General features: G+C 57.5%; 11 protein-coding genes. All 11 read left to right on the top strand.

Features of this window, described 5'->3' with window-relative positions; all coding sequences use genetic code 11:
• The first annotated feature begins 304 nt into the window (after window positions 1–304).
• The gene (gene flgB, locus DBR00_RS14175; RefSeq protein ID WP_108487305.1) at window positions 305–712 is read left to right on the top strand and encodes a flagellar basal body rod protein FlgB; all 408 of its coding nucleotides are present in this window, start codon (window positions 305–307) and stop codon (window positions 710–712) included.
• 15 nt (window positions 713–727) lie between these two features.
• Window positions 728–1,171, top strand: coding sequence for a flagellar basal body rod protein FlgC (gene flgC / locus DBR00_RS14170; protein WP_108487306.1), 444 nt, complete (start codon window positions 728–730; stop codon window positions 1,169–1,171).
• Window positions 1,172–1,198: 27 nt separating this feature from the next.
• On the top strand, window positions 1,199–1,867 hold the full coding sequence (gene flgD, locus DBR00_RS14165; RefSeq protein ID WP_108487307.1) for a flagellar hook assembly protein FlgD: 669 nt from the start codon (window positions 1,199–1,201) through the stop codon (window positions 1,865–1,867).
• Between the two features lie 44 nt (window positions 1,868–1,911).
• Window positions 1,912–3,228, top strand: coding sequence for a flagellar hook protein FlgE (flgE, locus tag DBR00_RS14160; protein WP_108487308.1), 1,317 nt, complete (start codon window positions 1,912–1,914; stop codon window positions 3,226–3,228).
• A gap of 190 nt (window positions 3,229–3,418) precedes the next feature.
• Complete coding sequence (locus tag DBR00_RS14155; RefSeq protein WP_108487309.1) at window positions 3,419–4,159, top strand: flagellar basal body rod protein FlgF; 741 nt, start codon at window positions 3,419–3,421, stop codon at window positions 4,157–4,159.
• Window positions 4,160–4,205: 46 nt separating this feature from the next.
• The gene (flgG, locus tag DBR00_RS14150) at window positions 4,206–4,991 is read left to right on the top strand and encodes a flagellar basal-body rod protein FlgG (protein WP_108487310.1); all 786 of its coding nucleotides are present in this window, start codon (window positions 4,206–4,208) and stop codon (window positions 4,989–4,991) included.
• 121 nt (window positions 4,992–5,112) lie between these two features.
• Window positions 5,113–5,832: a flagellar basal body L-ring protein FlgH gene (gene flgH / locus DBR00_RS14145; protein ID WP_108487311.1), complete on the top strand. Its 720-nt coding sequence runs from the start codon at window positions 5,113–5,115 to the stop codon at window positions 5,830–5,832.
• An 11-nt stretch (window positions 5,833–5,843) separates the two neighbouring features.
• Window positions 5,844–6,947 carry a flagellar basal body P-ring protein FlgI gene (locus DBR00_RS14140; RefSeq protein WP_177479994.1) on the top strand — a complete coding sequence of 368 codons (1,104 nt, stop codon included), beginning with the start codon at window positions 5,844–5,846 and terminating at the stop codon, window positions 6,945–6,947.
• A 13-nt stretch (window positions 6,948–6,960) separates the two neighbouring features.
• Window positions 6,961–8,133, top strand: a complete 1,173-nt coding sequence (gene flgJ / locus DBR00_RS14135; RefSeq protein ID WP_108487312.1) for a flagellar assembly peptidoglycan hydrolase FlgJ — start codon at window positions 6,961–6,963, stop codon at window positions 8,131–8,133.
• A gap of 6 nt (window positions 8,134–8,139) precedes the next feature.
• A complete protein-coding gene (gene flgK, locus DBR00_RS14130) occupies window positions 8,140–10,179 on the top strand; it encodes a flagellar hook-associated protein FlgK (protein ID WP_108487313.1) in 2,040 nt (679 codons plus the stop codon).
• A gap of 41 nt (window positions 10,180–10,220) precedes the next feature.
• A complete protein-coding gene (locus tag DBR00_RS14125) occupies window positions 10,221–11,897 on the top strand; it encodes a flagellar hook-associated protein 3 (protein WP_108487314.1) in 1,677 nt (558 codons plus the stop codon).
• Window positions 11,898–12,003 lie beyond the last annotated feature (106 nt).

Below are 12,003 nucleotides of genomic sequence, written 5' to 3'. Positions count from 1 at the left end.
ATGGTGTCTGTGTACGTGAGGGGCGTTGGGGTTGCTGAACTGTTCTGAGTCGTGTGACTGATCCTCGCTTAGCGGTTTATCTGTGGCGCTTGCATCTCCCATGCGCACGGTTCGGCGTGATGGCGGCAGGCTGAAGGTTGCCGCTCTGTTTGCCAGTAGGCGGAAAGGCTTTGCCGCTTTCCCTCGGATTTACCTGCAGTATCCGATTAAGTGATTGAAATATTTGAATAAAATTTAGTGGCACAAGCTTTGCTTATGGTCTTGCACGGAAAACAGCAACGCCATCAGGCAAAGGTTTCTGACCATGAGCATCAGTTTTGACCGGGCACTCGGCATTCATGAACAGGCTCTCGGCTTTCGCGCCCAGCGTGCCGAAGTGCTGGCCAACAACATCGCCAACGCGGATACGCCGCATTACAAGGCGCGCGATCTTGAGTTCGCCAGTGTGCTGGCTGAGCAAAGCGCCAAAAGTCAGCGTGGTCAGATCAGCTTGAACCGTACCAACAGCCAGCATATTCCTGCTGAGGGGCTGGTGTCGGCCGATGCCAGTCTGGCTTACCGCACGCCGCTGCATCCTTCAATTGACCAGAACACGGTCGACCTGCAACTGGAACAATCCAATTACGCTGAAAACTCGGTGCAGTTCCAGGCCAGCTTTACCTTCCTCAACAGTAAGTTCAAAGGGCTGGTCAATGCCCTTCGCGGCGAATAACAGGAGCCTGATGCCATGTCACTTGCCAGTGTTTTCAATATCGCCGGGATGGGAATGAGCGCGCAGAGCACTCGTCTCAATACCATTTCCAGCAACATTGCCAATGCCGAGACGGTCTCCTCAAGCATTGATCAGACCTATCGCGCCCGCCATCCGGTATTTGCCACGGTTTTTGAGTCTGCCCAGGGCGGCGACCGCGGCTCGCTGTTTGCTGATCAGGATAATGCCGGGGTTGGGGTTCAGGTGCTGGGGGTGGTTGAAGATCAGAGCAGCCTGATGCCGCGTTATGAGCCCAATCATCCCTCGGCAGATGAAAAAGGCTACGTGTACTACCCCAATGTCAACGTGGTGGAGGAGATGGCCGACATGATTTCTGCCAGCCGGGCCTTCCAGACCAACACTGAAATGATGAACACCGCCAAGCAGATGATGCAGCGCGTACTGACCCTGGGTCAGTAAGCCCGTGAATAAAAGGAGCACATACCCATGAGTACGGTTGGCGATGTGAGTGCTTCGGCGCTCGATAAGTACCAGATCAAGAATGAAACCAAGACCAACAAGGAGCTGGGCAAGAATGAGTTCCTTAACTTGTTGGTGGCGCAGTTGAACAACCAGAACCCTCTTGAGCCGCAAGGCAATGGTGAGTTTATCGCTCAGCTGGCCCAGTTCAGTCAGGTGGAGGGTATTGAAAAGCTCAATACCAGCATGAGTTCGCTGCTCAGTGGTTATCAGTCTTCGCAGGCCCTGCAGGCGTCATCCCTGGTCGGGCGCAAGGTCATCGTTCCCAGTGAAAAGGCGGTTGTGGATACCAGCCAAAGCTTCAAGGCCAGTCTGGTGCTGCCAGCAACCAGCAGTAACGTCTATGTCAACGTTTATGACAGTGCGGGTGCTGCGGTCAGTCGAGTCAATCTGGGGCAGCAGGCGGCTGGAAATGTCAGCTTTATATGGGATGGCAAGGATGCGAGTGGCAAGGTGTTGCCGCCGGGTACCTACAAATTTGAAGCGCAGGCCACTTACGCCGATGGCACCAAGGGCCTTTACACCATGTTGCCGGCCAACGTTGACAGCGTCACGTTGGGGGGCAAGGAACTGATGCTTAATCTGGCCGGGCTGGGAGCTGTTCCGCTCTCCAAGGTCCAGGTCATCGGCCAGTAATTCAGCGAATTTAATGGCCGGGAGTTCCGGCAAAGGAGATATCCATGTCCTTCAATATCGGTTTGAGTGGGCTGCGTGCGGCAACCAGTGATCTCAATGTGACGGGCAACAATATTGCCAACGCGGGCACGGCGGGCTTCAAACAGTCACGTGCCGAATTTGCCGATGTATATGCGGCCTCTGTATTGGGTACAGGCTCAAACCCGCAGGGTAGCGGCGTTTTGCTGGCTAACGTTTCGCAACTGTTTAACCAGGGCAATATCAACTACACGCAGAACGCCCTGGATCTGGCGATCAACGGCAATGGTTTCTTCCAAACCAGCAACAATGGTGATGTCAGCTACACCCGTGCCGGTTACTTCGGTACGGATCGTGATGGCTTCATGGTCAACAATTTCGGTTACCGCCTGCAGGGCTATACGGTGGATGCGGCCGGTAACCTGCAAAACGGTATTGTCGGCGATTTGCAGATTGAAACAGCGAGCCAGGAACCGCGGGCGACTGAGAGTCTGGAGCAGGTCTACAACCTGAACTCCACCAATTTGGTACCGACCACCGTGCCGTTTAACCCGGCAGACCCCACGTCGTATAACTCGTCGACTTCGACCAATATCTATGACAGTCAGGGTAACGCCCACGTATTCACCCAGTATTTCCTCAAAACGGGGCCTAATACCTGGAACATGAACGTGCTGATTGATGGGCGCAACCCAACCAACCCGACGCTTACGACGCCATCGACAGTGCCTTTGACCTACACCGCGTCGGGTCAACTGAATGTGCCGGCCCTGATTGCCTCTACGCCGACAGGTTTTACCGTGGATGCCAATGGCGTGATCCAGTTGAGCACCTGGGTGCCGGCGGCGCCTAACACGGCTGTACCGCCGGTGTGGGGGCCCAACGGTGCGAGCGCCAGTGCCACTGGTATTGGCATCGATATTCGCAAGTCGACACAGTTTGCCAGCAGTTTTGCGGTTAACCGGGTGAGTCAGGACGGTTATACGACGGGCCAGCTTTCCGGCTTGGAAATTGACGACACCGGGGTGATCTTCGCGCGCTACACCAATGGCCAGTCGAAGGTGCAAGGGCAGGTGGTGTTGGCCAACTTTGCCAACGTGCAAGGATTGACGCCGGTGGGCAAGACCGCCTGGGTGCAGTCATTCGAATCGGGTGAGCCGGTACGAGGCACGCCGCGCAGTGGCACTCTGGGGGCATTGCAATCGGGGGCTCTGGAGGACTCCAACGTGGAGTTGTCGGATCAGTTGGTCAACCTGATCGTTGCTCAGCGTAACTACCAGGCCAACGCCAAGACCATTGAAACCAACAGTGCGGTCACCCAGACCATCATTAACCTGCGCTGATAGGTGTATAGGTCTGTCATGAGCGGCAAAAGCACGCCGCTTTGACGCTGAGAGGGCTCCTGATGGAGCCCTTTCTTTTTTTAAAAGCTTTATTAATCAGTAGCTTGTGGTTTTTTTCGAATGCTGGCACAGCCATTGCTTTATCACCTGCATAGAGCAGCGGGCGGTAAGCCCAACTCGGAGAATAACCATGGACAAGATGCTGTACGTCTCCATGACGGGGGCCCACAACAACACCCTGGCCCAGCGAGCCCACGCCAACAACCTGGCAAACATTTCCACCAGCGGTTTTCGACGGGATTTTGAACAGGCCCGCTCAATGCCGATTTTTGGTGACAGTTATCCGGCACGCGCTTATGCCATGAGCGAGCGTCCGGGGACCGACTTTACGCCAGGCTCCTTGCAGGAGACGGGGCGTGATCTCGATGTGGCTGTGGGTGGTAAAGGCTGGCTGGCGGTTCAGGCACCCGATGGCGGTGAAGCCTACGTCCGCACTGCCAGTCTGAATGTCGATGCATTGGGCATGTTGCGCACCGGCAATGGTTTGCCGGTGATGGGCAATGCCGGGCCGATTGCCGTGCCGCCTGAGCAGAAAATCGAGATTGGCAAGGATGGCACCATCAGTATTCGTGCGCTTGGTGAGGCGCCCAGTGTACTGGCCGAGGTGGACCGTCTGAAGCTGGTGAACCCGGATTTGAAGCAGATGGAGAAGGGCACCGATGGCCTGATTCGCTTCAAGGGGCAAGAGCCGGTGCTGGCTGATGCGACCATGGAAATCACCTCTGGATTTCTTGAATCGAGCAACGTCAATGCGGTGGAAGAGATGACTGCGATTCTCTCCCTGTCCCGTCAATTCGAACTGCAAGTCAAGATGATGCGCACCGCCGAAGACAATTCGGCGGCTATGGCTCGCGTCTTGCAAATGACCTAATTATCAGCACGCGGCGCCGTTAAAACGACGCCCGAGGAGAATCGATATGCTTCCGGCACTGTGGGTCAGCAAGACCGGTCTGTCCGCTCAGGACATGAACCTGACCACCATTTCCAACAACCTGGCCAACGTTTCGACCACCGGCTTCAAACGCGATCGCGCCGAATTCGAAGATCTGCTGTACCAGATCCGTCGCCAGCCGGGCGGTCAGTCCAGTCAGGACAGTCAGCTGCCATCGGGTCTGCAGTTGGGTACCGGGGTGCGCGTGGTCGGCACGCAGAAGATTTTCACCGCTGGCAGCTTACAGACCACCGAGCAGCCTCTGGACCTGGCCATCAACGGACGTGGTTTCTTCCAGATTCTGTTGCCTGACGGCACGGTGTCCTACACCCGCGATGGTAGTTTCCACCTCAATTCCGATGGCCAGATGGTGACCTCCAATGGCTACGCCCTGGAGCCGGCCATTGTCCTGCCCAATGAGGTGCGTAGCTTTACCGTTGGTGAAGACGGCACCGTTTCGGTGACCACCACCGGTAACCCGCAGCCTCAGGTGGTGGGCAACTTGCAGACGGCGGACTTTATCAACCCGGCGGGTCTGGAAGCGATCGGCAACAACCTGTTTCTGGAAACCGCATCCAGCGGTGCGCCGCAAGTCGGCACCCCAGGCCTCAACGGTTTGGGTACCACGCTGCAGAACACCCTGGAAAACTCCAACGTCAGTGTTGTCGAAGAGTTGGTGAACATGATCACCACGCAGCGCGCCTACGAGATGAACTCCAAGGTCATTTCTACCGCTGACCAGATGCTCGGCTTTATTTCGCAAAATCTTTGATAGGTAAAGCGGGTTAGTCGCTCAGCGACAGGCTCGGCTTTGGATACGGCAAGGAATCGCTTGAACGGGTACTGGTGGCTCAGGTTGTACACCATCCCAGGCAACGCATGAGGTAATAGAGATGAACCGGCTGATAATCATAAGTGCACTGCTTGGCCCACTGGCCTTGAGCGGCTGTATGGCACCTGCAGCCAAGCCGGATGATCCCTATTACGCTCCGGTGATGCCGCGTACGCCGCTTCCGGCTGCGCAGAACAACGGTTCGATCTACCAGGCTGGTTTCGAAAACGGCCTGTTCGGTGATCGCAAGGCCTATCGGGTGGGCGACATCATCACCATCACCCTGAACGAGCGCACCCAGGCGAGCAAGAACACCAGCAGTAAGATCAGCAAGGACAGTTCTGCCAACCTGGGCGTGCCTAATCTGTTTGGCATGACGGTAGCGCCAAAGAATCCGCTGGCCTCTATTGGTGCTCTGGGTATGACCAACGACACCCTGGGCCTGGATGCCAGTTTTGATGCGACCCGCTCAGCGGATGGTTCCGGTCAGGCCGGACAGAGCAACAGCCTGAATGGTTCGATTACCGTATCGGTGGCCGAGGTCATGCCCAACGGCATTCTGCTGGTGCGTGGCGAGAAGTGGATGACCCTCAATACCGGCGATGAGCTGGTGCGGATTGCCGGCCTGGTGCGGGCCGATGACATCGCCACCGACAACACGGTGTCTTCGACCCGGATTGCCGATGCGCGTATCACCTACTCGGGTACCGGCGCATTTGCCGATGCCTCACAGCCGGGCTGGATGAGCCGGTTCTTTCTTAGCCCAATGTGGCCATTCTGAAGGTGGTCAACATGATGCTTAACAAATACCTGTGCGCCGCTTTTGCCTTGTTGCTGGCCACTGTTGCCCAGGCCGAGCGGCTCAAGGACCTGGCCAGCATTCAGGGCGTGCGCAGTAACCAACTGATCGGTTACGGCCTGGTGGTGGGGCTCAATGGCAGTGGTGACCAGACCACGCAGACGCCGTTCACCGTACAAACCTTCAACAACATGATGGCGCAGTTCGGCATCAAGGTGCCGCAGGGCGGCAACGTACAGCTGAAGAACGTGGCAGCCGTCTCGGTGCATGCGGACCTGCCACCCTTCGCCAAACCCGGACAAACCATCGATATCACCATTTCCTCGATTGGTAACGCCAAGAGCCTGCGTGGCGGCAGCTTGCTGATGACCCCGCTCAAGGGCATTGATGGCAATGTCTACGCCATTGCCCAGGGCAATCTGGTGGTGGGTGGTTTTGATGCCGGCGGTGCGGACGGTTCGCGGATCACGGTCAACGTGCCTTCGGCAGGTCGTATTCCGGGCGGGGCAACCGTTGAACGACCGGTGCCAAGTGGTTTCGATCAAGGCAACAGCCTGACCCTCAATCTCAATCGGCCAGACTTCACCACCGCCAAGAACATCGTCGATCACATTAATGAGTTGCTCGGCCCAGGCGTTGCGCAGGCTCTTGATGGCGGTTCGGTCCGGGTGAGTGCCCCGCTCGATCCGGGGCAGCGTGTTGATTACCTGTCGATTCTGGAAAATCTTGAAGTCGAGATCGGCCAGGCCGTTGCCAAGGTCATCATCAACTCGCGCACCGGCACCATTGTCATTGGCCAGAACGTGCGTGTGCAACCAGCTGCGGTTACCCACGGCAGTCTGACGGTGACCATTACCGAAGACCCCATCGTCAGCCAGCCAGACCCCTTGTCGGGTGGGCAAACCGCTGTTGTTCCGCGCTCGAAGGTCAATGCGGATGAAGAAGCCAAGCCGATGTTCAAGTTTGGTCCTGGGACCACGCTGGATGAAATCGTGCGTGCGGTAAATCAGGTGGGCGCATCGCCTTCCGACCTTATGGCCATCCTGGAGGCGCTGAAACAAGCTGGCGCGCTGCAGGCTGATTTGATCGTGATTTAAGGGAGCGCACGCTATGGACTCTCGTCTTTCAGCCGGTTTGCTCGGCGGCACCGCCAACGTCGACACGGGCGCGTACAACGATCTCAATCGCCTTAATCAGTTCAAGGTCGGCGGCGACAGCGAAAAGAACATCAAGAAGGTGGCTCAGGAGTTCGAGTCACTGTTTCTCAATGAAATGCTCAAGGCCATGCGCTCGGCCAACGAAGTGTTCGGTGAAGGCAACTTCATGAACAGCAACGAGAGCAAAACCTACCAGGACATGCACGACCAGCAACTGTCGGTTACCCTGTCCAATCACCAGAATGGCCTCGGCCTTGCCGATGTGCTGGTGCGGCAGATGTCGAAGATGAAGGATGCCAGCAGCCGACCGAATCCTTTTGCTCAGGTCAATGAACCCGTGCCGAGTGCTCCTAGCAAGCCCATGGCCAAGCTTGAGAGTGGCCGTGATGATGTGGCGCTGATCAATCAGCGCCGTCTGGCCTTGCCCGGCAAACTGACGGATCGCCTGCTGGCGGGCATTGTGCCTTCCGCCACGGCCGCCGAAGGGCAGGCGCTGGCGCAGAATGACTGGATTCCTGCCAAGTCCTTTGCGGCACCCACAGACAGCGCGCTGGCGCTCAATGGCGCGGATGCCATCACCGGTCGGCGTATTGCTCAGCCACCGCTGGCCCCGGGCAAGGCGGCTTTTGGCTCCAAGGATGAGTTTATTGCGGCCATGTTGCCGATGGCCGAGAAGGCCGCCGACAAGATTGGCGTCGACCCTCGTTATCTGGTGGCCCAGGCCGCACTGGAAACGGGCTGGGGCAAGTCGATCATTCGTCAGCAGGATGGCAGCAGCAGTCACAACCTGTTTGGTATCAAAACCCATGACAGCTGGGACGGTGAGTCGGCGCGTGTCTTGACCACAGAGTTCCAGGGCGGCAAGGCGGTTAAAGAAGCCGCGTCCTTTCGCGCCTATGAGTCCTATGCGCACAGCTTCGAAGACTATGTGAGTTTCCTGCAGGGCAATGGCCGCTACGAGAAAGCCCTGGCCGTGACGGATAAGCCCGAGCAGTTCGCGCGTGAGCTGCAGAAAGCCGGTTATGCCACCGATCCGCAGTATGCCCGCAAGATTGCTCAAATCGCGCGGCAGATGCAGACCTATCAAACAGTTGCGGCAGTCAGTACGCCGTCCATCAGCGGATGATGAATCATGGCTGACTTACTCAATATTGGCCTTTCGGGTCTGGCTGCCAACAAGACGGCACTGTCGGTTACCGGTCACAACATCACCAACGTCAACACCCCCGGCTTTTCACGGCAAGAGTCGGTGCAGGCTACGCGCACTCCGCAATTCAGTGGCGCAGGCTACATTGGCTCGGGCACCACGTTGGTGGATGTGCGGCGTATCTATAACGAGTTTCTGACGACGCAGGTGCGCAGCAGCACGGCGCTCAACAGTGATGTGCAGTCTTACCTGAGTCAGATTAACCAGCTCGACTCCTTGCTGGCAGGCAGTACCACGGGTGTCAGCCCGGCGCTGAAAAAGGTCTTTGCTGCCCTGCAGACGGCCGCCGAAGACCCCGCCAATATTCCAGCCCGGCAACTGGCATTGTCCGAGGCCGAAGGGTTGGCCAAACGCTTTAATACGGTCTATGACCGTCTCTACGAGCAGAACGCTTTTATCAACAAGCAGTTGTCGGCGGTGACTGACCAGGTCAATCAGCTGGCGACCTCGATTGCCGGTTACAACGATGCGATTGCCGTGGCTGCAGCGAACGGCAAAGAGCCCAATGACCTGCTTGATGCCCGTGAGGAAGCGGTACGCAAGCTGGCAACTTTTATTGGCGTGACAGTGGTTGAGCAGGATAACAACAGTTACAACCTGTTCATCGGTTCCGGCCAGCCGCTGGTTGTGGGTAGTCAGGCCTCGCGGCTGGACGTGGTGCCGGGCTTGTCGGACCCGCTACGCAGCGAAGTTGAGTTTGTCAGTGGTAACTCACGCCAGGGCATCACCTCGCTGATCACCGGTGGTGAGATGGGTGGTCTGATTCGTTACCGCGAAGATGTACTGGATACCACGCTCAACGCGGTTGGGCGTCTGGCGCTGTCCGTGACTGACCAGGTCAACCGCCAGTTGGGGCAGGGGCTGGACCTTAACGGGCAATTCGGCAATGGCCTGTTTCGTGATCTGAACGACACTACGCTGATCGGGCAGCGCAGCCTGGCCCGGCTGGGCAACAGCAACAGTACAGCCAACCTCAATGTTTTTATCCGAGACACCACTCAGCTGACCACCAGTGACTATGAGGTGGAGTTCACCAGCGCGACGAATTACACCGTACGCCGGATCAGTGACGGCACCGGTTTCGGTCCGTTCGATATCACGGTCGTTCCGGCGCCCGAGTTTGATGGTGTGTCGCTGAGTGTGGCCAGCGGGACCTTCGCGGCCGGCGACCGCTTTCGTATTATGCCTACCCGCAATGCCGGTCAGGATATTCGTGCCGACATGAAACGGCCTGAAGAGCTGGCGTTTGCTGCACCCCTCAAGGCTCAGACCAGCCCGGCCAACAAGGGCACCGGGGTGATCACTCAGCCGACGTTGGTCACTGCAATAAACATCTATGACCCTGTCGCGCAAAGCAATCTGGAAACCAGCCTGCGCAATGCGCCGCCGCTGCGCATTGTGATGGGTGCCGGTGGCGGTGCGACGCAGAACTACAGTGTGGTCGATATCAACGGCAACACCATTGATACCGGTGTCATCGTGCCGGGACAAAACAACAAGCTGACCATCACCGTGCCCGCGACTGCCGGGCCGCCCGCCGTACCTGTGCCGTTTGACTATGAAGTGTCGATCAGTGGTCGGCCGCAGGCCGGTGACAACTTCTCGGTGTCGTTTAACACCAACGGCGTTTCGGATAACCGCAACGCCCTGAAGTTGATCGATCTGCAGAATCGCACCACGATTGGTATCAACCCGTTGGCGCCAACCACCACCGGCTCCAGTTTTACCGATGCCTATGGTGACCTGGTTGAGCGTGTGGGCACCTTGACCAGTCAGTCCCGTGTTGATGGCGAAGCCACCAACGCTATTCTCAAGCAGGCCACCGATAACCGCGACTCGGTTTCGGCGGTCAACCTGGATGAAGAGGCGGCCAAGCTGATTCAGTTCGAGCAGTACTACCAGGCCTCGGCGCAGATCATTCAAGTTGCCCGTAACCTGTTCGATACTCTGATTAATGCGTTCTGAGGCGCGGTTTGGCGTGCTGAGAGAACCTTGAGGTTAGCTTTATGGTCATGCGCATTTCTTCGATCCAGGCGTTCAATAACGGTGTTAATGGTCTTGGGCGCAACTATTCCAATGTGATCCGCACGCAAGAGCAGATCAGCAGCGGTAATCGCATCCTGACGCCGGCCGACGATCCGGTGGCCTCCGTGCGCCTGCTGCAGCTTGAGCAGCAGCAAGCCGTGCTGGGGCAGTACAAGGAAAACCTCACTGCCGCGAAAAATAGCCTGACCCAGGAGGAAACCACGATCAACTCAGTGGTGACCGTGCTGCAACGGATCCGTGAGTTGGCCGTTCAATCCGGGGGCGGCGCGCTGTCGGCCGAAGACCGTAAATCCCTGGCCAAGGAGTTGAGCGAGCGTGAAGGCGAATTGCTGAACCTGATGAACAGTCGCAACGCCCGTGGCGAGTACCTGTTCAGTGGTTTTATCGGCAAGACCGAGCCGTTCCTGCGTAACCCCGACGGCACTTACTCCTACCAGGGTGACGAAGGGCAGCGCAGCTTGCAGGTGGCGACATCCAGTAATGTGGCCATCAACGACAACGGCAAGCGCCTGTTCGAGGATGTCAGCAATGCCAACCGGGTGTTGAAAACCCTGGGCATCAATAACCCAGCGCTGCCGACACCGCCGTTGCCAGCCACCAACATTCCGGCCCTGCCTGCGGCAGATCAGCGGATGTTCATGTCACCCGGACTGGTGCAGGACAGTCAGGCGTTCAATGCCAGCTTCCGCACGGGCGAGCCGTATTCGATGGCGTTTGTCAGCGGCAAGGAATTTCGCATCTATGACAACACCGGTGCTGATGTCACCTCAGAGGTGCCAGGCGGTGGTTTGATTGATCCGCTGGTCAATAGCGGCAATACCATCAACTTTCGCGGTATGCGGTTTCAGCTGGATGTGGTGCTGAAGCCCGGCGACAACCCCCTGGATCTCGATAATCTGCTGGCCGATACCGCAACCCCGGGTGCGCCGGGGATCAACACCCACACCTTTACCCTGCGGTCGTCACCGACCGAGTTTGCCGTAAATCGCTCATCGACCAACAATTCGGCGGCGATTGTTGCGCCGTCTGGTATCAGCAACCAGGCGACTTTTGACAGCCAGTTTCCGACCTCGGGGGTTGTCCTGCGGTTTACCAACGCCACCAACTACGAGGTTTATGCGCAGCCTGTCGGCCCTGGAAGCCCCGTGCTTGCAACCGGCACAGCTGCGGGTCCTTACCCCTCTACCTTTACTGTCTTCGGTGCTGACTTCACGGTCTCTGCGCCGGCTGCGGCGGGTGGCGGCGATGAATTTGGCGTGCAGCCGCAGTTTCAGGAACAACGCAGTATTCTGAACACGATCAGCCGCCTGCGTCAGGCGCTTGAGTCGGCCCCTTCTTCTGCGGCCGGCAATCTGGGTGTGCGCGATGAAGTCGCCATTGCCTTGACCAACCTCGACAATGGTTTGGGCAAGGTCCTGGAGGTGCAGACCGAGATTGGCGCCCGGATGAACCTGATCGAAACCACCCAGATCGATAACGAGGACGTCACGTTGGTAAACAAGTCTGTCCAGGCCGATCTGCGCGAGCTGGACTACGCCGAGGCGCTTTCGCGTCTGTCCTTCCAGACGGTGGTGCTGGAGGCGGCACAGCAGAGCTATGTGAAGATTGCCGGGCTGAATTTGTTTAACCGTCTGTAATCAGGTCAGCCGCCGCGCTCTGGACGGAATGTTCTGCCGCTGTACTACCCTGCATGAATGCTTGGCTGGTTATTTGCATTAGCCGGAGAAGCGTGGACATTCGCGT

Source organism: Pseudomonas sp. HMWF032 (assembly GCF_003060885.1).
In the GTDB taxonomy this organism is placed as follows: domain Bacteria; phylum Pseudomonadota; class Gammaproteobacteria; order Pseudomonadales; family Pseudomonadaceae; genus Aquipseudomonas.
This window is presented reverse-complemented; position numbering and strand designations above follow the sequence as displayed.